27 protein-coding genes are annotated in these 24442 nt (G+C 46.9%); 10 read left to right on the top strand and 17 right to left on the bottom strand.

Annotated elements, in window-relative coordinates; all coding sequences use genetic code 11:
* Positions 1-89: 89 nt before the first annotated feature.
* Both ABF87_RS12555 and serB read left to right on the top strand, forming a co-directional pair.
* Positions 90-1553: a GGDEF domain-containing protein gene (locus ABF87_RS12555; RefSeq protein ID WP_160829465.1), complete on the top strand. Its 1464-nt coding sequence runs from the start codon at positions 90-92 to the stop codon at positions 1551-1553.
* 40 nt (positions 1554-1593) lie between these two features.
* Positions 1594-2424 (top strand): phosphoserine phosphatase SerB, encoded by an 831-nt coding sequence (gene serB, locus ABF87_RS12550; protein ID WP_160829464.1) that lies wholly within the window; start codon positions 1594-1596, stop codon positions 2422-2424.
* A gap of 145 nt (positions 2425-2569) precedes the next feature.
* Here serB and ABF87_RS12545 read toward each other — a convergent pair whose 3' ends face one another.
* On the bottom strand, positions 2570-4180 hold the full coding sequence (locus ABF87_RS12545; RefSeq protein ID WP_160829463.1) for an NAD-dependent malic enzyme: 1611 nt from the start codon (positions 4178-4180) through the stop codon (positions 2570-2572).
* A 185-nt stretch (positions 4181-4365) separates the two neighbouring features.
* Here ABF87_RS12545 and ABF87_RS12540 point away from each other — a divergent pair, with 185 nt between their 5' ends.
* Together ABF87_RS12540 and ABF87_RS12535 are read left to right on the top strand one after the other, a co-directional pair.
* Complete coding sequence (locus ABF87_RS12540) at positions 4366-4791, top strand: group III truncated hemoglobin (protein WP_160829462.1); 426 nt, start codon at positions 4366-4368, stop codon at positions 4789-4791.
* A 148-nt stretch (positions 4792-4939) separates the two neighbouring features.
* Positions 4940-6595, top strand: coding sequence for a diguanylate cyclase (locus ABF87_RS12535; RefSeq protein ID WP_240143670.1), 1656 nt, complete (start codon positions 4940-4942; stop codon positions 6593-6595).
* 270 nt (positions 6596-6865) lie between these two features.
* On the opposite strand, the gene ABF87_RS12530 is transcribed toward ABF87_RS12535, so the two are convergent.
* Together ABF87_RS12530 and ccsA are read right to left on the bottom strand one after the other, a co-directional pair.
* Positions 6866-7654 carry an SH3 domain-containing protein gene (locus ABF87_RS12530; RefSeq protein WP_160829461.1) on the bottom strand — a complete coding sequence of 263 codons (789 nt, stop codon included), beginning with the start codon at positions 7652-7654 and terminating at the stop codon, positions 6866-6868.
* 273 nt (positions 7655-7927) lie between these two features.
* Complete coding sequence (gene ccsA / locus ABF87_RS12525; RefSeq protein WP_160829460.1) at positions 7928-8767, bottom strand: cytochrome c biogenesis protein CcsA; 840 nt, start codon at positions 8765-8767, stop codon at positions 7928-7930.
* A 146-nt stretch (positions 8768-8913) separates the two neighbouring features.
* Between ccsA and ffh the strand changes: the two genes are divergently transcribed.
* Positions 8914-10263, top strand: coding sequence for a signal recognition particle protein (gene ffh, locus ABF87_RS12520; protein ID WP_160829459.1), 1350 nt, complete (start codon positions 8914-8916; stop codon positions 10261-10263).
* Between the two features lie 28 nt (positions 10264-10291).
* Here ffh and ABF87_RS12515 read toward each other — a convergent pair whose 3' ends face one another.
* Genes ABF87_RS12515 through coaBC form a run of 3 tightly spaced genes read right to left on the bottom strand, consistent with a single transcriptional unit; the run spans position 10292 to position 12407 of the window.
* A complete protein-coding gene (locus tag ABF87_RS12515; RefSeq protein ID WP_160829458.1) occupies positions 10292-10738 on the bottom strand; it encodes a DUF192 domain-containing protein in 447 nt (148 codons plus the stop codon).
* Positions 10738-11187, bottom strand: coding sequence for a dUTP diphosphatase (gene dut / locus ABF87_RS12510; protein WP_160829457.1), 450 nt, complete (start codon positions 11185-11187; stop codon positions 10738-10740). The genes ABF87_RS12515 and dut overlap by 1 nt, the downstream gene beginning before the upstream one ends.
* Before the next feature lie 2 nt (positions 11188-11189).
* Positions 11190-12407: a bifunctional phosphopantothenoylcysteine decarboxylase/phosphopantothenate--cysteine ligase CoaBC gene (gene coaBC, locus ABF87_RS12505; protein WP_160829456.1), complete on the bottom strand. Its 1218-nt coding sequence runs from the start codon at positions 12405-12407 to the stop codon at positions 11190-11192.
* A gap of 197 nt (positions 12408-12604) precedes the next feature.
* Here coaBC and radC point away from each other — a divergent pair, with 197 nt between their 5' ends.
* From radC to rpmG, 3 genes are all read left to right on the top strand, one after another.
* Complete coding sequence (gene radC, locus ABF87_RS12500) at positions 12605-13279, top strand: DNA repair protein RadC (protein WP_160829455.1); 675 nt, start codon at positions 12605-12607, stop codon at positions 13277-13279.
* 311 nt (positions 13280-13590) lie between these two features.
* Positions 13591-13827 carry a 50S ribosomal protein L28 gene (gene rpmB, locus ABF87_RS12495; RefSeq protein ID WP_160829454.1) on the top strand — a complete coding sequence of 79 codons (237 nt, stop codon included), beginning with the start codon at positions 13591-13593 and terminating at the stop codon, positions 13825-13827.
* Positions 13828-13861: 34 nt separating this feature from the next.
* Positions 13862-14017 carry a 50S ribosomal protein L33 gene (gene rpmG, locus ABF87_RS12490; protein ID WP_160829453.1) on the top strand — a complete coding sequence of 52 codons (156 nt, stop codon included), beginning with the start codon at positions 13862-13864 and terminating at the stop codon, positions 14015-14017.
* 85 nt (positions 14018-14102) lie between these two features.
* Here the strand turns inward: rpmG and ABF87_RS12485 are convergent, their stop codons facing one another.
* The 11 genes from ABF87_RS12485 to ABF87_RS12435 all read right to left on the bottom strand — a co-directional run bounded on the left by ABF87_RS12485 (position 14103) and on the right by ABF87_RS12435 (position 23045).
* Positions 14103-15293, bottom strand: coding sequence for a fatty acid desaturase (locus ABF87_RS12485; protein ID WP_193568013.1), 1191 nt, complete (start codon positions 15291-15293; stop codon positions 14103-14105).
* A gap of 218 nt (positions 15294-15511) precedes the next feature.
* Positions 15512-16105, bottom strand: coding sequence for a pseudouridine synthase (locus ABF87_RS12480; protein WP_160829452.1), 594 nt, complete (start codon positions 16103-16105; stop codon positions 15512-15514).
* Positions 16106-16152: 47 nt separating this feature from the next.
* On the bottom strand, positions 16153-16599 hold the full coding sequence (gene sixA / locus ABF87_RS12475) for a phosphohistidine phosphatase SixA (RefSeq protein ID WP_160829451.1): 447 nt from the start codon (positions 16597-16599) through the stop codon (positions 16153-16155).
* Positions 16600-16620: 21 nt separating this feature from the next.
* Positions 16621-16935 carry a DUF167 domain-containing protein gene (locus tag ABF87_RS12470; protein WP_160829450.1) on the bottom strand — a complete coding sequence of 105 codons (315 nt, stop codon included), beginning with the start codon at positions 16933-16935 and terminating at the stop codon, positions 16621-16623.
* An 8-nt stretch (positions 16936-16943) separates the two neighbouring features.
* Entirely contained in the window at positions 16944-17519 is a 576-nt protein-coding gene (locus ABF87_RS12465; RefSeq protein ID WP_160829449.1) for a YggT family protein, read from the bottom strand.
* A gap of 51 nt (positions 17520-17570) precedes the next feature.
* Complete coding sequence (gene proC, locus ABF87_RS12460) at positions 17571-18389, bottom strand: pyrroline-5-carboxylate reductase (protein ID WP_160829448.1); 819 nt, start codon at positions 18387-18389, stop codon at positions 17571-17573.
* 98 nt (positions 18390-18487) lie between these two features.
* Complete coding sequence (gene mutM / locus ABF87_RS12455; protein ID WP_160829447.1) at positions 18488-19318, bottom strand: bifunctional DNA-formamidopyrimidine glycosylase/DNA-(apurinic or apyrimidinic site) lyase; 831 nt, start codon at positions 19316-19318, stop codon at positions 18488-18490.
* A 27-nt stretch (positions 19319-19345) separates the two neighbouring features.
* Positions 19346-20188 carry a DUF4340 domain-containing protein gene (locus ABF87_RS12450; protein WP_160829446.1) on the bottom strand — a complete coding sequence of 281 codons (843 nt, stop codon included), beginning with the start codon at positions 20186-20188 and terminating at the stop codon, positions 19346-19348.
* A complete protein-coding gene (locus ABF87_RS12445; protein ID WP_160829445.1) occupies positions 20185-21549 on the bottom strand; it encodes a GldG family protein in 1365 nt (454 codons plus the stop codon). Before ABF87_RS12445 ends, ABF87_RS12450 begins: the two co-directional genes overlap by 4 nt.
* Positions 21550-21564: 15 nt before the next feature.
* Positions 21565-22308, bottom strand: coding sequence for an ABC transporter permease subunit (locus tag ABF87_RS12440; RefSeq protein ID WP_160829444.1), 744 nt, complete (start codon positions 22306-22308; stop codon positions 21565-21567).
* 14 nt (positions 22309-22322) lie between these two features.
* Positions 22323-23045, bottom strand: coding sequence for an ABC transporter ATP-binding protein (locus tag ABF87_RS12435; RefSeq protein ID WP_345789915.1), 723 nt, complete (start codon positions 23043-23045; stop codon positions 22323-22325).
* A gap of 339 nt (positions 23046-23384) precedes the next feature.
* Between ABF87_RS12435 and iscR the strand changes: the two genes are divergently transcribed.
* On the top strand, positions 23385-23846 hold the full coding sequence (iscR, locus tag ABF87_RS12430) for a Fe-S cluster assembly transcriptional regulator IscR (protein ID WP_160829478.1): 462 nt from the start codon (positions 23385-23387) through the stop codon (positions 23844-23846).
* 153 nt (positions 23847-23999) lie between these two features.
* Positions 24000-24341, top strand: coding sequence for an iron-sulfur cluster assembly accessory protein (locus tag ABF87_RS12425; RefSeq protein ID WP_160829442.1), 342 nt, complete (start codon positions 24000-24002; stop codon positions 24339-24341).
* Positions 24342-24442: the final 101 nt, after the last annotated feature.

Raw genomic sequence — 24442 nt, 5'->3', positions numbered from 1 at the left:
ACAATGCGGTCTTTATACTATAATAGGCAATAATTATTCAATGATTCAATATGCTATGAATAGTATTCGTATTCCAAAAAGGTAATAATGTGCTTGATGATAAACTGAAATCACGACTCAATTACTGTACGACTCTACCAAGCTTACCCGCAGTTGCCATTAAAATCATTGAGCTTGCCAACAATCCGGATGCGGATATCGGGGAAGCCTGTCAGTACATTTCGTTAGATCCGGTTCTTTCCGCCAAACTACTCAAAACCGCCAATGCGCCGCTGTATAAATCCCGGCGTGTGGCCACCAATATCCGCCAGGCCGTCAGTATTCTTGGCACTCACTCAGTGATCGTTATTGCGTTATCGTTCACGCTGGCCAATTCGGTGATGAAAAAATCGCCCACGAGCAACTTGCCAGCATTTGACCATGATATTTTCTGGCGCCGTTCGGTAGCCTCGGCGCTGGCGAGCCGGGCGCTCGGTGAAAAACTCAACTTGGGCTTCCTAGATGATTTGTTTCTGGCGGGGCTCGTGCAGGAAATTGGAATTCTGGCCTTTTTAACGATGATGCCGGAAGAGTATGACCACATCTATTCATCAACAACCGATCACGATCAATTATTGCAGATCGAACGGCAAACATTTGGCGCCGGACATGATGAATTAGGCTGTGTTTTGTTGCAAAAATGGCACATACCGGATTACATCGCACTGGCGTGTATCGCCAGCCACAGCCAACCGGAACCGAAAAGCCTGGATCCTACCTTGCAAGCCTGTGTCGCGGTATCCCGCTACCTGGCCGATTATTTCCTCGATCCTCAAGATCCACAGAAAATGTCTGCGATGACCGAAGCTGCCCGAAATTGGCTCGATCTGGACGGCACCGCTCTGATCGATGTCATTCAGTTGATGGAAGCGGGTTTAAAACCCATTGAAGACTTGTTCGATATCAAAATTCACCATTCCTCTGAAGCCACTGCAATCATGGCAGAAGCCAAGGAGCTTCTGATGATATACAGCTTGTCGAGAGCCAAGGAATTGGAAGAAAAATCCCAGCGCGATGGTTTGACCGGCGCTCACAACCGCATTTATTTCGATGAAACACTGCGCCGCGAATTTCATCTGTCCGCGCAGTATAAATTGCCGCTGACGATCGCGATCATCGATCTCGATCACTTCAAGCAAGTCAATGACACCCATGGTCATCTGGCCGGCGATTCGCTGCTGGTCACCGTGGTCAGCACCATCTACGAGCAAATCCGCCAGGACGACACGTTAAGCCGTTATGGCGGAGAAGAATTTGCGCTGATTCTGCCCGGCACTACCCTTGCCGCTTCCCGCAATCTTATTTCCCGTCTCAAAGACGCGATTGCCGCCATCAATTACAAAGTGGACGGCCATTATTCCATCCGTATCACGGCGTCGATTGGAGTCGCTTCCAATGAACAGGGTGTGGCTCACTTCAATGAGCCGCTGGACATGATCAAGGCAGCGGATTCCGCGCTATATGCCGCCAAACACGCCGGGCGCAATCAGATCATCGAATGGCAACCACAATAAAACTTCAACCTTTCGCCATTTAATCAATAGAATCTTTCCCATGAATCTCATCATCCAAGGATTAGAAATCAATAACAGCGATCTGCGCACACTGGCCAAGCTATCTCATGCCAGTGGCATCGAGCGCATCACCGGTCAGGCATTCCGGTTGACCGATGCCGAATATTCGGACGAAGTCGCCAGTCATTGCGCTGACATCGAGTTGGATTATGCTTTTGTAAATCCCCAGCTCAAATTTTCCGATTTCAGATTAATTGCGATGGATATGGATTCCACGCTATTGGCGATCGAATCCATTGATGAAATTGCCGACATGCACGATATCAAACCGCAGGTGGCTGCGATTACCCAGCAAACCATGCGCGGAGAAATCAGTTTCGAAGAAAGCCTGACCCGACGCACGCAACTATTGCAAGGATTGCATCAAGATGCGCTGCAAAAGGTCTATGACGAGCGAGTTCGATTGAGCCCCGGTGCTGAAAAAATGCTGCAGCAAGCTCAGCGGGCGGGCATCAAGACCATGGTGATTTCCGGTGGCTTCACGTTCTTTACCGAACGGATCAAAACCCGCTTGGGATTGGATTATGCTGCCGCCAATGTATTGCAAATCGAAGAGAATCGATTGACCGGCAAAGTTCTCGGAAAGATCATCGGTCGAGAAGGAAAAGCGGATGTGCTGAACCGCGTTCGTGACGAATTGGGAATCAAGCCGGAGCAGATCATCGCCATGGGCGATGGCGCCAATGATCTCGATATGATGACTGCAGCCGGCGTCAGCATTGCCTATCATGCCAAGCCGATTGTCAGGGAGCATGCTACTTATTCCCTCAACTACGTCGGTCTCGATGGCGTGGTCAATTTGTTCGGCTAGAAAATCCGCAAACAGGTCGCAAACAACGGTCAAACAAGGTAACGGTAGGAAGAAATGCTGGCCATGAGTATTCCCATGCAGCTTGAGTCGGATTTCAGTGCCTCGACCACGTGCAGCCCCATTTCAGCACTGTCCTAATTTCTTCTCAATAATTAGGGTCGTACATGAGTGATCGAACGAAATCATCCATATCACCCGGCAGATCAGTCTCTGCCAGCCCTTCTTGCAGTGCAATGCGGCACACTGCAACAGCTATGGCTTGGGATACCTGTCGAACCCGCGTCAGCTTAGGATAAATCGATCCATCTTTGAGCTCAGCGTCTGTCACGCTGCTGGCCAATACCTGAGCTGCGGCTAGAAACATTTTTTGCGTTACCAGCCGGGCCGAGCTGGCATGAATACCTAATCCAATACCAGGAAAAATATAGGCATTATTACCCTGAGCCGGTTTAAGCAATTGATTTCTGTACCACACTGGATCGAACGGACTGCCGCTGGCGAAAATAGCCCGCCCATCACTCCAGTGGTATGCCTGCTCCGCTGTGCATTCGGTATGCGAAGTCGGATTCGATAACGCAATGATCACCGGGCGTTCATTGACTCTGGCCATTTCACCTATGACTGCTTCTGTAAAGGTTCCTGCAACGCCGGTAGCACCAATCAGCACATCTGGCTTGATTTTCCCGATCGCCTCGACAAATCCATAGGATGGATGGTCATGCATGAAAGGTTTGATGCGCGGTTTGATGTTGCCGCTGTTCAGGGTCACCAATCCGTTCCTGCCCATGAACCAGAGCCGCCTGTGCGCTTCAGACTCGGTCAATCCAGCGACGCACAAGGCATCCACCAGCAATTCCGCCGTACCGCTTGCCGCCGAGCCGGTACCCAGAAACATGATATTTAAATCGGCAAATCGTTTGCCAGTGATCCGGCATGAAGAATAAATGCCGGCCAATGTAACCGCAGCGGTGCCTTGGATATCATCATTGAAACACCGCACTTTCGGGCTGTAGCGATCCAGAAATTCAAATGCGTTCGGCGTCAGAAAATCTTCGAATTGAATAAGTGCCTTGGGGAAACAATGCTGAACAGCCTGGATGAATTCATCGACCAGTGATCGATAGGACTCTCCGCTGATTCGGGGATGGGGATAGCCCAAATAAAGCGGATCGGTTCGCAAGACCAAGTTATTGGTGCCGACATCTAGCATGACGGGCATGCAATGCGCCGGATGAATGCCAGCGCAGGCCACATACAATGCAATTTTTCCAATCGAAATTCCCATTCCATTGGCACCCAGATCTCCCAGACCAAGTATCCTCTCCCCGTCCGTGACTACGATCACGCGGATATCTTCGTCAGGCCAATTTTTTAAAATTCTGGCGATATCTCCGCGATCCTCAGGCGTAATATAAAATCCCTGCGGTTTTCTAAAGATATGGGCAAATTCCTTGCACGCTTCCCCGACCGTAGGGGTGTAGACCAAAGGCATGATTTCTTCCATGTGATCGATCATGGTGCGATAGAACAAGCGCTGGTTACGCTCCAATAATGCATTCAGGAAAATATATTTTTCTATCGCAGTGCTCTTGCTACGCATACTTCCCAGCACACGTTCGATTTGCTTATGGATGCTTGCCACATCATAAGGCAGTAAACCGCGCAAACCATAGTTCTCGCGTTCTTCGCGCGTGAATGCCGTCGATTTGGTCAGCGCTGGATCAACCAGCAATGCCTTACCCGTTAAATTTTTCATAGGCGTGTGAATTCAATTTTTTCATGGCAAAAATTCTGGTCATTTTCAACGTCACTATAGCGCACACTTTATTACAATTGGACAATTTGAAGAACGAAAGATAAACTCCCCTGTCTACACAAAAAAATAAATTTCGTGTGTTGTAATATTTATTCATTGTAAGACTCTTGAACCATAAACAAATTATGAATCACTCACCATTTCCTACACCTAATCCTGATCGATATACTGAAGAAGAAATTTCTCAACTGGTGCATACTTTTTACGCCAAAGCCAGAAAAGATCCTTCTTTAGGACCCATTTTTGAAGCTCATGTGATTGACTGGGATGCCCATTTCGTGCAGATGACCAACTTCTGGTCTGCTCAATTGCGGGGAACCAGTCGATTCCGTGGCGCTCCCATGCCCAAACACATTGCATTGCCCGAACTCACGGCAGAATTGTTCGAGCGTTGGTTGCAGCTTTTCAAACAAACAACGGAAGAACTCGGAAATCCTGATCTGCAACAACACGCTGATGCAGTGGCGTCATTCATTGCCACGAGATTATGGCAAGGATATCAAATGAACAATTATCCGGATCGACAATTGGTAGCGCTTCATACCGCCTAGTTCTATCCAGAATTCTCGCTTTTCACCCAACCGTCTAAACGATGCCATTGGATTCGGAAGATTAAATAGAGACAATAAAGTATCCTTATTCGACTATATTCTCAACTTGGCTACACTGTAAAATTCCTTCGTTATAAGGATATTTGCATTGAAAAGTATTAAAAGCAAAATCATCGTTTTTTCTATCTTAGCCACTTTAATCCCATCATTAGGGTTGGGAATACTCGCGTTTCAGCAAAATGAAACGATGATCAGTGAGAATGTAACGCGAGAACTGCGCGCATTAGCCAATCATGCCAGTCGTGAATTGGATTTGTGGACCAAGGATCAAGTCTACATTGCCCGAGAATTATCCACTTCCAAGATTCTGATTGAAGGCCTATCCCAGCTCAATCAGGCTGATAATAAACCACTGATACAACAAATCATATTGGAGCACTATCTAAAATCCGTACACAATAAATTAGACACGGTGCTCGAATTAACAGTCATCGATACAGAGGGCAAGATCATTGCAAGCAATATGGCCACCCCTGTCATTGAGTCACTTCCACCCAACTGGCCTGAAAGCGCTTCGATTCAGGGCAATGTCGTGATTCCTCCTCACTGGGATGATGCCTATTCAACAGCAACGCTGAGCATCTCGGTACCGGTATTGTCCATCGATGATTATATTTTGGGTGCGCTCATCGTAACGTTTGACTTGCGGTATGTTCAACCCAGCTTGAAGGATTCAGTGAAATCGCCCCCTGGGGATGTACTGTTATTGGATAAGAACGGCAATGTCATGTTGGCCAGTCATACCTTGGCACACGACGAGACAAATCCTTCGCTATCGCTCGCCCCCGAGGTGCTGCAACGCTTGCAGGATAATCCGGGTGAGTTTGAGATGTTTCCGGGATTGCATCAGGAAAAAGCCATCGGTTTGGCCTACACGTCGGAACAACCTCCCATCACCATCATTGCCAGCAGAAGCCACGAATCCATCTACGCGACTTGGATACAACAGCGTAATCTCTTCATCGGTTTCATCAGTACACTTCTGCTGATAGTTGCAGCCATCGCCTTTAGGATGGGTCATGCGATTGTCGTGCCGTTGCAACGACTCATTTGTGCGACGGAAAGAATCGTCAAAGGGGATCTCAACGTCGAATTGAACACCACTCAACAAAATGAAATGGGCCAACTCACGCAGATGTTCAATCAGATGACGGATAAACTGCGTCAGAATCAAGCTGAAATCAATGCCGCAAGCACTGCCATGCAATTGAAGAATCAATTACTGGAAACCCTGTCGATCACGGATAGTCTGACCGGACTCTATAACCGCAACAAACTCAACTTGATCATCAATGATCAGCTCGCCCGTTATGCGCGAAATAAACGTCCGTTTGCGGTGCTGATGATCGACGTGGATTATTTTAAAGCGCTTAACGACAGCCTGGGACATGTCGCGGGTGACGAAATCCTGACTGCGGTAGCCAAGAAAATTTTTCATTGCATTCGTAGCGTCGATTTCGCTGCGCGATATGGGGGGGATGAATTCATACTGATATTGACAGAAACAACCGTCGATGAAGCAATGAAAACCGCTGAGCGGATACGCTCGCATGTAGCCAATATTTATTGCAATGCCATCAATAATACAGTTCAAGTGACATTAAGCATCGGTATCATTCAAAGTGAACCCGAAGACACCTCGTTGACCATACTACTGTCGCGGGTCGACAGTGCTCTATACGAAGCAAAACATGCTGGACGCAATCAAGCCTACTGCATGCAACCCAAACCCAGCGCAGCATAAGACTAGCGCTGCACTATTTCTCTATTCCTTTTAAAGAGCTCCGAAGAATTCAGCGCTCGACCATGCAGATCGACATGTACTGATCATTCACCCTGCCCCTTCGGTATTTTTTCAACGTTCCTTTCTAAGGAAACGCTAATCATCGGCAAAGGAGATGCAGCGATAGACGCACGGAACGCAGCAGTCAGGGCAACTCAGCACGATAGACGAGAGAATGAGTAACTTCGCAACGGTACAATTCGTTCGTGCAGTCAATTAAACAGCAACTCCTTACGGAGTTCGGCTTTCATCCCGCTCCAGCATCGTATAAAGCACCCAGCCCTGGGTTTTGTCGATTTGGATACGTACCCATGGCCCTTGATTTGCATTGGCAATCAGATGAGTGTCTTTCTTGAGTGTGCTCAATACGCGTGCATGTGAATTCGGTTCTTTACGTAAATTCACATTCTTCGTGGTTCGTAATTTGACCGGCACGTGAAATTCAAGCAACAAGGGATCGACATGCGTTATTTTTTTACGCTTCTCATCCTGAATCAATCCAATGAAGCTGTTTGCTTGCGCCACATGGCTCATGGCTGCTGCATATTGCTCTTTCGAATAAAACAATGTTGCGGTATCCAATAGTCGTTGCGCCTGCATTTGCAGGATTTGATCAAACGACGAGAGTCTGGTCTGTTTCAGATGTTCCAATGAAGCCTCGACCTCTGCAATAGCCGACGCCGTGCTCGGTTTTGTGGCCAACCGATGAAGCTTGACTTGAGCACGAGCAGCTTCTTTGTTGGTTTCTCTCAGCACATGCGCTTGGCTCTGCTGACGCAGTTGCTGATTTTTAATGACCTCTTCTTTTTCTGCGATTATTTTTTCAAGCCGAGCGATTTCATTCTTCAACTCTTCATACTGCGGTTCAGGCGCTGGGACAGATTCCACCACGGGAATCAATATGGGTTTTTGAGGAGCGCATCCTGCCAAGATCAAGATAGGCAGTAAAAAAAGAAATGAATGCGTGAGACGATCCGATCTGCATGAAGAAAACGATGTCACCGGCAAGAATCTTATCATCCAATCTCTCCACAATTTCCAGTAATTGATCAAATAATTTGCTGCTATCATTTTTATAGCGGCACGTTTTCCGAGTTCACACATAATTTTAAAAGTTCTTCAGCATGCTTCACATCCAGCTTAAGAAAGCTCTGAGGAAGGTCTGGATACTACAAGATCAGGCCATGTTTCGTAAAATTGCTTCAACGTGGTTATTGATCATTGACAAACTGCTCAGACCCAACCCATTTTGCCTTGCGTGATGACTATCACTGATAGCTTTTCCAGGGCTTTCTAGCGATTCAGAACGATTTCCAGAACAAACTTACTGCCAATATACGCCAGCAATAACGTTACAAAACCCGTGAGCGTCCAGCGGATCGCAATTCTTCCCCGCCATCCATACAGTTGCCTGCCAGTGAGCAAGGCCGCAAAAACGCCCCATGAAATAAATCCAAACAGCGTCTTATGCGAAAAAGTAAGCGGCTGACCAAATACTTCTTTGGAAAACACTACACCACTCAGCAATGTCAGTGTCAGGAGAATGAATCCGGCCCAGATGATGCGGAACAATAATTTCTCCATCGCCAGCAACGGCGGCAAATTGGTTAAGACTGAGTGCGCGGCGGGATGGTGCAAGTGACGTTCGACGACGATCATCAATAAAGCATGCAAAGCCGCGATGGTCAACAAGCTGTAGGCCATCATAGCGACCAGCATATGGGCTCTGAAAGCAGGTAACTCGGTATTCTCCAATGGACGCACCGATGGAAAGACCAATGGCAGCACGAGCGCTATCGCAGCTGCGGCGGCAATGGGTGCCACCAGCGTTTGAAGTCCCTGCAGGCGATTGAAAAACCCCGAGAACCAATAAATGAATGCAGTCAACCAGACGATAGCTGAAATTGCGCTGCCTAAACCAAAGCTCAGTCCAGCACCGATAAACATCGACTGGTACAGTGTGACTGCATGCAACGCCAGCGGTGCCAGCATCATATAATGCATCCAGTTCAAATTAACGAATCCGGGCTCACCATCGACGGATGGTTGTGAATTCCAAGTATTTCTCCAAAAATACCAACCAATCAGGATATAAAGCAAAATAGCTACAAGATAAGTTAAAATGCTGGTCATCGATATCACAAATATCTTAAAAAGCGGAAGAAATAACTGTTTAGTCTACAGGTCACTTTGATAAATTCAAAGTACTAATCTTGATAATTATTTAATTTCATCATCACATTGTTCTGCATCCATTATTTTCTATCGGAGTTCACAGAATGTTTGAAAATCTGACGGGCCGGCTTGCCGGTGTCATCAAAACGTTACGGGGTGAGGCCAGACTCACTGAAAGCAATATCCAGCAAGCGTTGCGTGAAATCCGCCTGGCGTTGTTGGAAGCTGACGTGGCGCTACCGGTAGTGAAAGATTTCATAGCCAGCATCAAAGACAAAGCGGTGGGCCACGAAGTCATGGCAAGCCTGACGCCAGGTCAAGCGCTCGTAGGGATAGTTCATCAGGAACTCATCTCCATCATGGGGGGCATGAAGGCTGACCTTAATCTCAGCACTGCCCCACCTGCGGTCATTTTGATGGCAGGATTGCAGGGCGCAGGTAAAACCACCAGTAGCGGAAAATTGGCCAAATGGCTAATGGATCAAAAGAAAAAGAAAGTGCTGCTGGTGTCCTGCGATATTTACCGGCCGGCTGCTATTCAGCAGCTTGAACTCCTGGCGCAGCAAATCAACGCCGATTTTTTTCCTGTTCAGGATGGACAACGGCCTGGGGAGATCGGTACATCGGCACTGGATTACGCCCGCCGCCATCATCATGATGTCGTCATAGTCGACACTGCCGGACGGTTGGGCATTGATGAAGCCATGATGCGCGAAATCAGCGAACTGGAGGCATTATTAAAACCCATTGAAACGCTATTCGTTGTTGATGCGATGCAAGGGCAAGACGCCGTCAATACGGCCAAGGCATTTTCCGATGCATTGCCGCTCACGGGCGTCATTCTCACCAAACTCGATGGCGATTCGCGCGGCGGCGCGGCTCTATCCGTAAAGCAGGTCACAGGCAAGCCGATCAAGTTCGTCGGGATTGCGGAAAAATTAAACGGATTGGAAGCTTTTCATCCTGATCGTATGGCATCCCGTATCCTGGGTATGGGTGATGTGCTCGGCTTGATCGAGGAGGCTCAGCGAAGTGCCGATCAGCAAGAAGCTGAGAAGCTCATGAAAAAAATGAAATCCGGCAAGTCATTTGACTTGGATGATTTCAAAGCACAGTTTCAGCAGATGAGAAACATGGGCGGCATGAGCGCGTTAATGGACAAGTTACCCGCGCAGATCAGCCAGGCAGCACAAAATGTGAAAGTGGATGACAAGATCATCAACCGAACCGAAGGAATCATCAACTCGATGACCCCGCAGGAACGCGCCAAGCCAGACATTCTCAAGGCCTCGCGCAAACGGCGGATTGCAGCGGGTGCGGGTGTTTCAGTTCAGGAAGTGAATCGTTTACTGGCGCAGTTCGAGCAGGCCAGAAAGATGATGAAAATGATGAACAAAGGAGGAATAGCCAAAATGATGCGTGGATTGAAAGGCATCCTTCCGCGTTTTCAGTAAAACAATTCATTTTCTCCCGTAACCTACTTCACTCAGCCGCGGGGGCCTTATTCAAGCCGGTCACCCGCGCGCCGGCGGCAATTTTTCTGGCCGCAAACCATCCTTTATTCATCTCAAGCGCATATTTCGCCATCCCTTCGGAATCGTGCGCAGTCCTGGTTTCGGGCTGCATGTCTTCAATATTCAGGATGACACCCTGTTCATCAATAAATGCGACACTCAGCGGAATATAGGTATCTTTCATCCACATACTATAGTAACTCGCCTCGGTAAAAACAAATAGCATGCCGCTATTTTCTGCCAATGATTCGCGGTACATCAGCCCCTGCGATCGGGACCATTGCGTATGAGCAATTTCCGCTGAAACCGTATGCCCGGAAATTTGCAGAGAGATTTGTGGATTATCGTTACCGGATGCACCCGCATGTGCGGTCAGCAATCCAGTCAGAAGGAAGAGTAGGCTAGCTAAGCGCATCAATGTTTCCCCGTGCTGCCGAAACCATCTTCGCCGCGATGGCTCAGATCAAAATTGTCGACGATGTTGAATTCCACTTGGATGATGGGCACTATCACAAGCTGTGCGATGCGCTCCAACGGATTCAATTCAAAGGCGGTTTGACCCCGATTCCAACAGGACACCAAAATCTGCCCCTGATAATCCGAGTCGATCAAACCCACCAGATTGCCCAGAACGATCCCATGCTTATGGCCAAGGCCCGAGCGCGGTAAAACCAAGGCGGCCAATCCTGGATCGGTGAGATGAAGGGCGATACCTGTTGGAATCAAACAAGTGTCCCCAGGATTAATCGTCATCGATTGATCGATACAGGCTCGCAAATCCAATCCAGCCGATCCGGGAGTTGCATAAGCAGGTAATTGTTCATTCAAGCGTGCATCAAGGATTTTGATATCAATTTTTTTCATGATCAGTACTTCTTCAATTCATACAATGCGCTGATATGTTTGATCAAATGCCGCGCTTGTTCTATTTTAGGCGCTTTGGCAAGCATGTGCTTGCCATGATCATCCAATAGCATCAGTTCACTCTCATCAGAACCAATCGCATCCTGGGCTAGATTTGCCACCAATAACGGTAATTTCTTACGGCGGCGTTTCAGCGCGGCATTCTTTTCAAGCTGATCGGTCTCTGCGGCAAAACCGACACAGAATGGTGGTGAAGGCAGATGGGAGACGGTCGACAATATGTCGGGATTTGGAATTAATTCCAACGTCAACTTTTCATCGGATTTCTTTATTTTATGCTGACTGATGGTGGCCGCCCGATAATCCGCTACCGCCGCCACACTGATGAAAATATCAATCTGCGATATTTCTGTTTCAACCGCATGCAGCATATCGTCCGCACTGATTACCTCGATGCATTTATGAACCGCTGGCGGCAGCAAGCAAGTCGGGCCGGAAACGAGGGTCACCTCTGCACCTGCTTCCACCGCTGCCTGGGCCAATGCATACCCCATTTTTCCGGAGCTCTTGTTGGTAAGGCCCCGCACCGCATCAATCGCTTCAAACGTAGGCCCGGCAGTCACCAGTACCTTTTTGTTCCTCAGCAATGGCGCATCATCAACTCGAAAGGCCTGTTGAACAGCTTCTGCCAGTTCACTGGCTTCGAGCATACGCCCCATCCCTGTCTCTCCGCAAGCTTGCTGCCCCGCGGCAGGTCCGAGTATCGTTACGCCATCGCGCCGCAATAATGATAAATTCCGTTGAGTTGCAGGATTGCTCCACATTTGGCGATTCATCGCAGGCGCTATCAGAAGCGGGCAGTCACGTGCCAGGCAGATCGTCGTCAATAAATCATCCGCCATGCCATTCGCAAGCTTGGCAATGAAATCTGCGCTTGCGGGTGCAACCAGGATCATGCCGGCCTGACGCGATAGATTGATATGCGCCATATTATTCGCAGCATTGGTATCCCATAAATCAGTATATACCGCATTGCCCGTCAGTGATTGCAACGTCACCGGGCCGATAAAACGACACGCAGCCGCCGTCATTACCGTCTGTATAGTGATGCCGTCCTGGGTCAATACTCGCGCCAGCTCAGCCGTTTTATAAGCAGCTACGCCGCCCGAGATGCCTAGCAACAGATGTTTTTTTGCTGTGAGAGAATGTTGCATTGTCATGACAACAGGTTTTCCGGGATAAGAAGAATACGAAGGATCATCAGTCACATCGTGGATCAGTTTAAAATAAGCCTAAGTACATGTTTTTCGAGCCGCTCAATGTTACCTTGTTCGTTGCCGTAATGAATAGGAATTTCTGAAGCCCTAAGCAGCGACAGAGCCTCATTTTACATCATTAAATTACCGGCAATATTCATATGGCGATTACAGATTGGCCCATATCCGAGCGGCCTCGTGAAAAACTGCTACAGAAAGGTGTGGCTTCTCTTTCCGATGCCGAATTGCTGGCCATATTCTTGCGAACGGGCATTACCGGAAAAAGCGCCATTGATTTAGCCAGAGAACTACTTTCACATTTTGGCAGCTTGACGAATATATTTGCCGCCGGTCACGCCAGTTTCTGTCAATTGCCAGGCATGGGCAGCGCAAAATATGCTCAGCTGCAGGCGGTATTGGAAATGGCTCGCCGCGCCTTGGGGGAAGAACTTAAAAACGGCAGCGCACTGAATTCTCCGGATTTGGTCAGAAATTATTTACGGCTTAGCCTCGCGAATAAACATCACGAGGTATTCATTGGAATTTTTCTGAATACGCAACATCATGTCATCGCCACTGAAGAGTTGTTTAGTGGAACCCTTACACAAACCAGCGTTTATCCGCGGGAGATCATCAAGCGCACGTTATACCATAATGCCGCTGCCCTGATTTTTGCGCATAATCACCCGTCCGGAACTGCTGAGCCCAGTCATGCCGACAAAACACTGACCCATGATCTGAAGCAAGTTCTCGCTATGATCGATGTCAAGGTTCTCGATCATTTCATTGTGGCCAATGGCACCACATTGTCGTTTGCCGAGCATGGCCTCATCTAAGAAGATTGAAAATTATTGCACTCGCGCTCGGTCAGGTTGCGTTGAAATTAGAAAATCAGATTCAGAAATGTTTCTGGGAGGTTGGGCTTTTGCGAGGATCTCATCATGTCAGCTACGTTGACTACTTTTTCAAAGCCTCAACGCAATCTCGACTGCCAGCCACAACCTGGAGTTTACTTCGAATCCCTTTTCAAGAGGGTTGCCAGCAAAATATTCATTTATCCGCCAGCATTTAAAGTGCCATATCCATTTGAACAAAACTGCTCATTCAGGATATAATGCGCCCTTTTAGAATTTTGGAGTGCACTCAGATGGCGCGAGTATGTCAAATCACCGGCAAGAAACCGATGTCAGGCCATAATGTTTCTCATGCAAACAATAAAACCAAACGGCGCTTTCTACCCAATCTGCAACAGCGTAAGTTTTGGATCGAAAGTGAAAATCGGTGGATAAATTTACGGTTGTCGAATGCGGCTTTACGCACAATTGACAAAAATGGCATTGATGCGGTGCTGGCTAAATTACGCTCGCAAGGCCAAAAAATTTGATTCATTTGATCCAATGAAATAAGGAATCGCCATTATGCGTGAAAAAGTAAAGCTTGAATCTTCAGCGGGAACCGGACACTTTTATACTACCACCAAGAACAAGCGCGCAAAGCCAGAAAAAATGGAACTGAAGAAATTCGATCCTGTAATTAGAAAACACGTCATGTACAAAGAAACCAAGCTAAAATAAACACCAGAAACAAAGAAAAAGAAACCCGCTCATTTGCGGGTTTCTTTTTTTTGTACTCAAATATTGATTGCGCGCCTAACGTTAATTAAGCATAACAACGCAACCGCTGTGAGAACGTTCTTAATACTTCGATACCGCTTTCTTCTGCTCGACGGCACCAATCCTCCAGTTGTTTTACGAGTTCATCCGTTGAAGCGGTGGAGCGCTGCCAAATTTCAGCTAGCTCATCACGCATGGTATAAACCTTATCCAATGTTTTTGCGTTGCTTAACACTTGACTGAGCTTCTCACGTTCATGCTCTTGCAGAGTTTTTGAATCAGCCAGAATCCACCGTCTCAAGGTAGGCTTATCAATATTGTATTGAATGGCGGCTTCCTTCAAATGTACCATTTCTTTTGCAAAAGTCTCTTTGAGCGATTTAGTGTATTTAGCCAGCACTTCATAACGATGAGAAATCACCGCCTGCAGCGTATCTAAATCACATTGCGTTTTACCTTTTTCAATACGCAGTTTTGGTGCGGTTTTCTTGACCGTCGCCAATCCCATCATTTCCAGAAGGCGAATATACAACCAGCCAATATCGAATTCATACCACTTGTTCGACAACCGTGCGGATGTAGCATAAGCATGATGATTATTATGAAGCTCTTCCCCACCGATCAAAATCCCCCACGGCAGGACATTGCGGCTTGCATCTTCCGCCTGGAAATTGCGATATCCCCAATAGTGACCGGCTCCATTGATAATACCCGCAGCGAAAACCGGCGCCCACATCATCTGTACCGCCCACATCGTAATCCCAATCGGACCGAACAGTATGACATTAATGATCAGCATCAAAGCCACACCCTTGGCACTATGCTTGCTGTAAATATTACGCTCCATCCAGTCCTCTGGCGTTCCATAGCCATACCTCTTCAAGGTCTCTGGATTCTTTGCTTCTTTCCGGTAAAGTTCCGAGCCTTCAAGAAGCACTTTTTTGATACCAAAAATAACCGGACTGTGAGGATCATCCTGGGTTTCACATTTTGCATGGTGCTTGCGATGAACGGCTGTCCATTGTTTCGTCACCATGCCAGTCGTCAACCACAGCCAAAAACGAAAAAAATGACTGGGTATCGGATGCAATTCCAGCGCTCTGTGCGCTGAATGGCGATGAAGGTAAATGGTAATAGACGCAATGGTGATATGCGTTAGAATCAATGTAGTAACGACATACCCCCACCACGGCATGTCAATTACACCAGAGATCAAATTTAATAAATCAAGAATCATTTAATTACATTCCTTTTAAAAATCTACTTATGTAGATTATTGAGACAAAACACCGACTAACTTCCCTACTCCTTCTTAACCAGCTTTATGGCTGTCGCTTTACAGCCCATAAAACAGTTATTTGCACTTTTCTTCATCTGATCTTATTTTATTTTTTCATTCTATGATAATGCCTTCCAAAATGGAATATGAAAAAAATAAAACATTTTTTATAGCACTTATTTAGCCAATTTGTTCCTGTCGTTCAGACGAATCTTATCTATCGGAAACAGCTCATCCACTACACGCCATTCTCCCGGAGAAATCCCTTGTATCGTATAAGGACCGATCGCGTACCGAATCAAACGCAAGGTAGGAAACATGATCGCTGCTGTCATGCGCCTTATTTGCCGGTTCTTGCCTTCATTCAGAATCATACAGATCCAGGAAGTAGGAATGTTTTTACGATAACGAATTGGTGGAGTCCGCGACCCTAGATAAAAGGGCTCGACCATTGGATCAATTCGAGCCGGAAGAGTTCTATAATCCCTAATCCTCACACCCTGACGCAACATGTTCAACGCTGCCTCATCCGGTATGCCTTCAACCTGCACCCAATACGTCTTGGGAAGCTTGAATTCCGGGGCACTGATTTTATTTTGCAATTTGCCATCGTCGGTCAATAGCACCAAACCTTCGCTATCGGTATCCAATCTACCCGCTGGATAGAAACCCGGCATAGAAATAAAGTCTTTCAATGACCGATGACCACCTTCCGGTGTAAATTGACAAATCACTCCATAGGGTTTGTTGAATAAGATCAATCGGGACATACCAGCTTTAATCGCATGACTCATTAAACAAACACGGGTTGATCGGGTTACACCATGTCCGGGTACTTAACGACACGCAGAACCGGCTCAGCATCCTCTTCTTCGCATCGGATCCACCATACAGAACCTTTCTTCATTCGCAATCCGGACGGGATAACTGGGATCAATTCCTTCACAACTTCCCCCAGCGTTGGTTGATGACCTACCACAATGACAGTGCCAGAAGCATTCGGCCAGTCAACCGTGTCGAGAATACTCCTGACACTGGCTCCCGGCCCGATTTCATCCTTGGTTATGAAATCGGTTCTCAGCGCTTTTGCAGTCTGCTGAGTACGATGAGTAGGACTGACAAGCATCAGTGCATCATCGGGCATTTCAGATCTGAGCCAATCAGCCATGCGCCGTGCTTGATCGATGCCCTTCTTAGTGAGGTTACGCGCTGAATCGGGAAAGCCATCTTCGGCTTCCGCATGACGCCACAATATTAAATCCATCGTGCCTATCCTTCTTAAGATTTAAACCGAGCTAATCCTATCATCGTCCAACAGTCTCTGAGGATCTAAATCAGTTTGATGAATGACAATGACTTTGTCTCTGGATTTATCGCCACGCTTAATATCAATCCGACTGATCGGCACCGCAAACTGCTGAGCCAGAAATCTCACCAGTAAGGCATTGGCTTTGCCATTGACCGGCATCGCAGCAAGCCGTATTTTCAGCGCATTACCGTGCAACCCGTCGGCTGCAGTTTGTTTTGCACCTGCCTGAATATGCACATGAATCACAAGATGGTTGGCTTCATCGTAACGATACCAGTTCACGGCATTCATTTTTATAATCAACGAAGTATTGCAGTGATTTCCAGATAAACCCCGGCTACGACCATCAGTAATAACTGGATGATGATCAACACAAATAAGGGCGATAGATCGACATTGGCAATGGGTGGGATCCGCTTGCGAAAAATATCCAGGAAAGGACGGGTAAAATTGTCGAGTAACGGCGCCATTGGGCTATGCGGATTCACCCACGATAAAATAGCCTGCATGATGATCATGACCAAAATGATATAGAGCGTCGTCTTGATAATCTCAACAATACCCAATAAACCCATCACGCCAATCGCTGCGATGATATTGGATTCAAAGCTATATCCCTGCACCAGATAAACGCTGGTTACAATCGCACACTCCAGTAACCAGGCTAAGATCAGCGTCGACAAATCGATTCCTCCCCAGCCGGGAATGAGGCGCCGGGTTGGGCGCACGATGAAATCGGTGACTGCAATCAAGAATTGAGAGATGGGATTGTAAAAAGGCACGCGCAGCAATTGAAAATAGAAACGTAATAACAAGGCTAGGGAGAATAAGCCGAGTAGGGTGTCAAGAAGAAAAATCAGAATCTGATTGGACATAACAATTTTCCCGAAAACGAGGATGAATAAATGAATTGCTCACTGATTTCTCTAGACCTGGGGTTTACTGTATTCATTGCTCATCTCACGTGAGCGTTGATTTGCAGCATGAATGGCCGATATGATCTTAGCTTTCACATCATTTCTTTCCATCGTCAGAATCGCTTGTTCAGTGGTGCCACCTTTTGACGTGACTCGATCACGCAAAATCGCCGCATCTTCATCATTAAGGCTAGCTAGCTTGCTTGCCCCCATGAACGTCAACAAACTAAGCTGCTGAGCTTGATCAATGGAAAGCCCTAATTCTATCCCCGCTTGTTGCATTGATTCAATAAAATAAAACACGTAGGCCGGGCCACTGCCGGAAATGGCCGTCACCGCGTGCAGCATGTCCTCGTCATCTACCCATAATATCGACCCGACAGCAGAAAGAATGGATTCAGCGTTTTTCTTATCGTTCTCGCTGACCTCGGGCATTGCATACAGTCCCGCGACGCCTGAGCGCACCAGAGAAGGAGTATTGGGCATCGCACGGATCACGCGCCGGTAACCATTCAGCCAGCGTGCGAGATCCTCTGCGCGGATTCCCGCCGCAATCGATACGATCAATTGTCCATCCAGCAATGGCACTAGCTTTCTTGTCAACTCAAATAGCTGTTGCGGCTTGACGGCCAAAACGATGACATCGCTTCCTTCGATCCCCTCACCCATATCGGTCGATGCCCGGATACCCCAGGCTTGTCTGAGTTTCCCACATTGCTTTTCATCAATTTCAACCACGCGAAGCTGATCAGCCGCATACCCCTGTTGCAACATCCCACTGATCATCGCTGTAGCCATGTTGCCACCGCCAATAAATACAATATTCATCTACTCTTACTCATCGTTGATTGAAATTTGACCAGCTTCATTGTATTGAGCTGCAAAACCTGCGCTCAGAAAAAAGCTCGCCTCATCGGCCGATTCCGCTAACGCTGGCAGCGAGGACAATAAAAACTGGATCGTTGGTTCTGCCGGATATGCTGAATGATGTCCTGGCATTGCCTGCAAGAATCACCTCCCCGTCCATACACCGCATAGTGCTGCTGAAAATACCCCGGATCACCCTCACAATTTACAAAATCACGCAAGCTGCTTCCTCCAGTTTCAATGGCTCTCTGCAGAATCGACTTAATCGCCTGAACCAACACTTGATAACGCATCATGCCAATTTTTCCAGCCGCGGTCGTAGGGTTAATCTTCGCATGAAATAAAGCTTCATTAGCATAGATATTCCCGACGCCGACAACAATCCGGTTATTCATCAACGTTTGCTTGATACTGATCCGGCTCCCTCGGGTTTTGTCATACAGCCGCCGTGCATTGAAGTCATCCGTCAGCGGCTCGGGTCCCAAGTATGAAAACAAGCGATGCTGAGCAATATCCCCGCAATGCCACAGCACTGCGCCAAAGCGGCGCGGATCTCGCAATCTCAATATGATCTGTTCATTGAAGATCACATCGAAATGGTCATGTTTCTGAGGTGCCGATGCAGAAAACCCTGAAATTGGATGGAGCAAGCGCAGACTGCCCGACATTCCCAAATGAATGATCAATGTACCGACATCGCAATCCAGCAACAAGAACTTCGCCCGCCTCGTCACTGCCGTGATGGTCAATCCGGGCAAAAGTTGCGGCAGATCACTGGGAATCGGCCAACGTAAGTGAGGATTTCGAACAATGACGTACGTAATCGTCTGACCAACCAGATGCGGCGCGATACCTGATCGTATGGTTTCTACTTCAGGTAATTCGGGCATAGGTAGTATCAGCGGAAAGAAATGACATCAAGGCCATGGGGTCAGCAGTCGTTGCCCGACTTCCTGGGGAAAAGCATAGCCGATCTTTTCGTTCAACCGCACAAACACAATCTGATCTGCGCTGTGCAGAATGTTCAGTGCGATGTTTTCATTATTGAGTAAGCTGATATTGATGCGCCCCAAATCTACAAAACCAGCCTCCATGCCAGAGGCGAGCAGAATCTTCTCTGTCCGAGCTGTGTGCCAGGACGTCACCCATTGTTTGAGCACTTGCTCATCAGGCGGCTGGCCGGATCGTTGACTTTTGACATGCCACCGCGGCTGCTGAAATTCAACGACAAATTGATCCGATTCGAACTTCACTGGAATCTCCTCGGGCTCCAGCAATTGCCTGCTCACCAAATCCATCGCATCGGCAGGAAATACAAGCCCGTAGCGTGGAGAGATCACATAGACATACTCATCGTTTGCGACATATTGCTGATTGGTGATGGGCACATAGCTTCCAAAGCCGAAATAGTGATCATCGAGATACAATTTTACATATGGTCGATCCAACCCAAAACGTTCCAGATTCTCCAATGGGAACCGCTGTCGGGCTTTTGCCCCATGAAACTGCATCATTTCTGAAATTCTTTTTTCATCAGCTCGTGCTTGAATAGGTTGGACTATGTGCCAGTGGCCGCTCGTTTTCGAGAGCATGATGTCATCATGTTGCTTGACGATGCGCATGTTCCGCACAGCGTCACTGGAAAGCGCTGAAATAGAATATTCCTGAGCCTGCTCGTCGTAGGGCTTGAAATATAAGAAGATCAACGCAACGATGATGGTGGCTAGCATGATCACATTGAGGCGTGCATGATGGGTCATAACTTATGGCCTCTTCTGCGCTGCAACCAAATGGCTACTCCGCTGGACAGGAAAATCAAAGGAAGGACGATCATGAAAACGATGACCACCAGGGCCAGCTCAAACTCAGTGAAAACCAAATTGTTATCGCGCGTTGAGCGCGGTTGAATCACCATTAATTCCTCATCACCTGCCAACCAATTGATCAGATTCATACCAAAATCCAAGTTACTACCGTTTCCCAAATAGGTGTTGGCCAGAAAATGCCCGCTCCCGACCACAACAATGCGTTGCTCACGGTCCTGAACCGTGCGTGTCAATGCGACTGCAATGTTGACTGGACCAGTCACATCCATGGTTGGATCAAAAGCAATATCGCCATCCAGATCACTGGTCTCAACCCAACCTTGCTGCGCCGCCTCAACCAGTGCCACACTGCGCCATTCGGCATTTTCATTGATGGTGATCTGGCGCGCAAATGGAAATACGGTCATATAGTCAAAACCATCGGTAATTGGGTGCTGTCCATAACTCGCGCCAAGGGCAAAGGTCAGCGGCGCCTTGAGTTGTTTTGCCTGAGGATCGACCACGACGCCGGGTGTCAAAGTGAGTCGTAATTTCTCTGTCAACGGCAATAGACCGCGCAATGATTCCTGGTCGACTAACCATAGCAAATTGCCGCCTCGGTCGACAAAATCGATGATTTTATCGACTTCCCCAGGCAACAGGTCGACTTGGGGAGACGCGATCATCAACACGGCTGTCTTCGCCGGGACATCCTCTGCAACGGAAAAATTCAAAGATTGGATACGAAATCCATTGGTGCGCAATTGCTTACCGAATTCTCCCACATCGAAATTCGCATGCCCATCCAGTTTACGCTCGCCATGGCCTTGCAGCGCAACAATTTGTTTTTCTTCCGCACGGGCCAACCGCATCAGGACATTTGAGAACACTTGCTCATTGATGACCGTCAGATACTCACGCTTCTGATTGAACGTGATGACCATTTCTCCGTTCATTTGCACACCTGCTTCCTGGGTGAGGGCGGGCTGCTCAGTGGGATCAATGAATGCTACTGATATATCGGGTTTGGCGCGTTGATACAGCGCGATGAAATCACGGATGATCTCCCGAATATCACCGAATTGAGCGTCTTTCTGAGTAGCATATACAGTGACGTGAACAGGCCCTTGCAGACTTTGGAGTATTGATAAGCTGGCTTCGCTGAGACTATTGCGTCCATTCTGACTGACATCCCATTGAAATCGAACTTGTGCAGCTAGATAGCCCAACAGAAAAATCAGAGCAATCAGCAACACAACAAAAAGATGACTGTGCAGCCGATCAAGAGATCGCGATGGTCTGTTGAAAATATGCATTGCTCAAACCATCGTTTAGTGAGGTAAACGCTCGGCATTCAAACGATGAATCGTGAACGCCAAACATGCCGTCATCAATAAAATAAAGTAAGCGATACTGAAAGTGTCAATCAATCCTTGATTGAAACGCTCAAAATGCTTCAACAAAGAAATATGATGAAGCCAGGCTTGAGTTTCATCCGCGGCAAAATCTATGATCCAGAAACTCAATAGCACACCTAACGCCCCCAACGCAGCCACTACCGGCTGGGCTGTCAAACTTGAAAGATAAAGCCCTATTGCAGCAAAGCATGCGGCAATCAACATCAGACCCAGGACATTGCTCGCCAGAAGGCCAAAATCCAATGTGCCGCCCAAAAGCAACGACAAACACAATACGATCATTGAAACAATGATGATTAAAAAGAAAAGCAACAGCCCCAGAAATTTTCCAATGACGATATCGGTAATGGAAACTGGGGCTGACAGTAATAATTGCAGCGTATGTTGGCGTCGCTCCTCGGCCAATAATCGCATGGCTAAAATTGGGGTAATCATCAGCAATACAATGGCAGCCAATGCAAACAGCGGGGAAACAATCACTTCGGTAGCTCCAGGCGGATTGGCAAGTTGCAGCAATTGCGGCTGAATCTCCAAAAATGCATCCAGCCGCCCGAGAAAAGCCCAGGTAAAAATGAGCTGGCTCAGTGTCAATAATATCCAGGCAATGGGAGAGATGAATAGCATCTTCAATTCCTTGCGGAGGATCACAGTCATCATGCCGAAATTCCTGTTTATTGAGTAAGCTGGGAGAACATGGCTTCCAGATCAAATTGTTGTCGCTTCAACTCATTTAGCGTTTGGTCAAGCACTACGCTTCCGCGGTGCATAATCTGCACACGGTCGCAGATACTCTGCACTTCCGACAGGATATGAGTCGATAGAATCACGCTGCTGAACGTTCTGAGCTCGGCAATTAATTCACGAATCTCGCGCATTTGATTGGGATCCAATCCAACTGTCGGTTCATCCAGGATAATCACCGCCGGACTATGAATAATGGCTTGGGCAATGCCTACACGCTGCTGAAATCCTTTCGACAAAGTTGCGATCAACTGCTTACCTCGTTGCCGCAAACCGCATTGTTGCTTAGTGTTATCCACTGCGCTGTGGATTACTTTGTCGTCGATTTGATGCAAGCGAGCAGCGAAAAGCAGATACTCGTCAACTGTCATTTCCGGATATAACGGTGGAATTTCTGGCAAATAACCTAAATTCGCCTTGGCTGCCAGAGGTTGTTCAAAGAGATCAATACCACATATCTCAATGTTACCGGCACTCGGCGCGAGATTTCCAGCGAGCATCCGCAGCGTGGTCGTTTTTCCTGCGCCATTGGGCCCGAGTAGTCCCAGCACTTCGCCTCGTTTTAATTGAACACTCACCTGACGCACCACTGTATGAGACTGATAATTACGACGAAGGTTTACCGCTGACAGAGTCACAACTGAAGTATTCATACTCATGTAAGGATTTTTCTAACGATCGATTGATACCCACCGCACTGCTAACAACAAGATAGTGATTAGTGATCTGTTTTCTTGAACAGACTGGAATATCTAACCAAGTATCCACTATTATTAATTTATTCAATAAATCATTTGAAAAAATCATTGCCTACTAACTCATTATCACTACCTGCCGGAGAACAATTTATCAAATTCTCGCTCAATAGTTAAATTAAATATATTAGTTGACCAAATCGATCAGGTATTGTATAGTTGACTAAATCAATCAGGTATTATTGATGTTTCTCTGATAGCTCTTGTTCTACTTCTCATTTATTAAAGGAGTTAATGATGCGATTAACAACAAAAGGTAGATTTGCAGTAACAGCTCTCCTTGATCTTGCTTTACAACAAAGCAGTCATCCTGTCACGCTCGCGGATATCAGCCAACGACAGAAAATTTCTCTTTCCTATTTAGAGCAATTATTTGCCAAGCTTCGCCAGTCAGAATTGGTGGATAGCGTTCGTGGTCCGGGAGGTGGTTATTGCCTTGCCAAGGACTTAAACAAAGTTTCAGTGGCTGACATTATTCTGGCTGTGGATGAACCCATCGATGCAACTCAATGCGGTGGCAAAGAAAATTGCCATAATGACAGCAAATGCATGACGCATGATTTATGGGCAAAATTGAATGATCTCATTTTCGACTACCTTGGTGCAGTCACATTGCAAGAATTGGTCGACAACCAGAAAAATCAATTGCCGAGTGATATCGTACCCCTGATTGATATGCGTGAAACATCTATGGCTTAACAGTGATATGCTCGAGCGAGTAATGCAAAACCTTTAATGCGTAACAGATCAGATATTGTGAAGAACAATCAGTATGGTATGTCGTCAAACTAATTGGTTAATTATTTGTAGTAAGCGATTATTCTTTTTTTGTAACTCTATTTCATTAATATTATGTCCATTACATTAACTGAAAACGCCGCTAAACACATTCAACAACAACTGTCTAAAAGAGGTGGAGGAGCTGCATTACGAGTCGGAATTAAAAAATCAGGCTGCTCGGGATTTTCTTATACTTTTGACTATGCAGATGGCATTAAAACTGATGATCAATTATTCGAATCCCATAAAACCAAGATTGTAGTCGATTCCAAAAGCTTGCCTTATCTGGATGGATCTCAAATTGATTTCACCAAAGAAGGGCTCAATAGCACTTTTAAGCTTATTAATCCGAATATTGATAACACCTGCGGTTGTGGTGATAGTTTCAGCGTAAAAGAATCTGTTAAGATCTAGCCCCTAATAAAATGCCAACAGATAGATGATGCAAGCTGTGCATGATCCATCGAGAAGATAATTAAAGTATCAGCGTTAAGCTAAAGATACTCATTAAAAGA

It is taken from the genome of Nitrosomonas sp. JL21 (assembly GCF_009833095.1).
Taxonomy (GTDB): domain Bacteria; phylum Pseudomonadota; class Gammaproteobacteria; order Burkholderiales; family Nitrosomonadaceae; genus Nitrosomonas.
The sequence above is the reverse complement of the archived record's forward strand: the minus strand, read 5'-3'. Positions and strand labels throughout refer to the sequence as shown.

Bases quoted from the DNA above. Each gene is read 5' to 3' on its own strand.
- iscR (WP_160829478.1), top strand. From the start codon at position 23,385: ATGCGATTAACAACAAAAGGTAGATTTGCAGTAACAGCTCTCCTTGAT.
- ABF87_RS12425 (WP_160829442.1), top strand. From the start codon at position 24,000: ATGTCCATTACATTAACTGAAAACGCCGCTAAACACATTCAACAACAA.
- ffh (WP_160829459.1), top strand. From the start codon at position 8,914: ATGTTTGAAAATCTGACGGGCCGGCTTGCCGGTGTCATCAAAACGTTA.
- ccsA (WP_160829460.1), bottom strand. From the start codon at position 8,767: ATGACCAGCATTTTAACTTATCTTGTAGCTATTTTGCTTTATATCCTG.
- ABF87_RS12515 (WP_160829458.1), bottom strand. From the start codon at position 10,738: ATGCGCTTAGCTAGCCTACTCTTCCTTCTGACTGGATTGCTGACCGCA.
- radC (WP_160829455.1), top strand. From the start codon at position 12,605: ATGGCGATTACAGATTGGCCCATATCCGAGCGGCCTCGTGAAAAACTG.
- rpmG (WP_160829453.1), top strand. From the start codon at position 13,862: ATGCGTGAAAAAGTAAAGCTTGAATCTTCAGCGGGAACCGGACACTTT.
- ABF87_RS12545 (WP_160829463.1), bottom strand. From the start codon at position 4,180: ATGAAAAATTTAACGGGTAAGGCATTGCTGGTTGATCCAGCGCTGACC.
- dut (WP_160829457.1), bottom strand. From the start codon at position 11,187: ATGAAAAAAATTGATATCAAAATCCTTGATGCACGCTTGAATGAACAA.
- mutM (WP_160829447.1), bottom strand. From the start codon at position 19,318: ATGCCCGAATTACCTGAAGTAGAAACCATACGATCAGGTATCGCGCCG.
- ABF87_RS12435 (WP_345789915.1), bottom strand. From the start codon at position 23,045: ATGAATACTTCAGTTGTGACTCTGTCAGCGGTAAACCTTCGTCGTAAT.
- ABF87_RS12485 (WP_193568013.1), bottom strand. From the start codon at position 15,293: ATGATTCTTGATTTATTAAATTTGATCTCTGGTGTAATTGACATGCCG.
- proC (WP_160829448.1), bottom strand. From the start codon at position 18,389: ATGAATATTGTATTTATTGGCGGTGGCAACATGGCTACAGCGATGATC.
- ABF87_RS12540 (WP_160829462.1), top strand. From the start codon at position 4,366: ATGAATCACTCACCATTTCCTACACCTAATCCTGATCGATATACTGAA.
- ABF87_RS12450 (WP_160829446.1), bottom strand. From the start codon at position 20,188: ATGACCCATCATGCACGCCTCAATGTGATCATGCTAGCCACCATCATC.
- coaBC (WP_160829456.1), bottom strand. From the start codon at position 12,407: ATGACAATGCAACATTCTCTCACAGCAAAAAAACATCTGTTGCTAGGC.
- rpmB (WP_160829454.1), top strand. From the start codon at position 13,591: ATGGCGCGAGTATGTCAAATCACCGGCAAGAAACCGATGTCAGGCCAT.
- ABF87_RS12470 (WP_160829450.1), bottom strand. From the start codon at position 16,935: ATGAATGCCGTGAACTGGTATCGTTACGATGAAGCCAACCATCTTGTG.
- ABF87_RS12530 (WP_160829461.1), bottom strand. From the start codon at position 7,654: ATGATAAGATTCTTGCCGGTGACATCGTTTTCTTCATGCAGATCGGAT.
- ABF87_RS12445 (WP_160829445.1), bottom strand. From the start codon at position 21,549: ATGCATATTTTCAACAGACCATCGCGATCTCTTGATCGGCTGCACAGT.
- sixA (WP_160829451.1), bottom strand. From the start codon at position 16,599: ATGGATTTAATATTGTGGCGTCATGCGGAAGCCGAAGATGGCTTTCCC.
- serB (WP_160829464.1), top strand. From the start codon at position 1,594: ATGAATCTCATCATCCAAGGATTAGAAATCAATAACAGCGATCTGCGC.
- ABF87_RS12465 (WP_160829449.1), bottom strand. From the start codon at position 17,519: ATGTCCAATCAGATTCTGATTTTTCTTCTTGACACCCTACTCGGCTTA.
- ABF87_RS12440 (WP_160829444.1), bottom strand. From the start codon at position 22,308: ATGATGACTGTGATCCTCCGCAAGGAATTGAAGATGCTATTCATCTCT.
- ABF87_RS12480 (WP_160829452.1), bottom strand. From the start codon at position 16,105: ATGTCCCGATTGATCTTATTCAACAAACCCTATGGAGTGATTTGTCAA.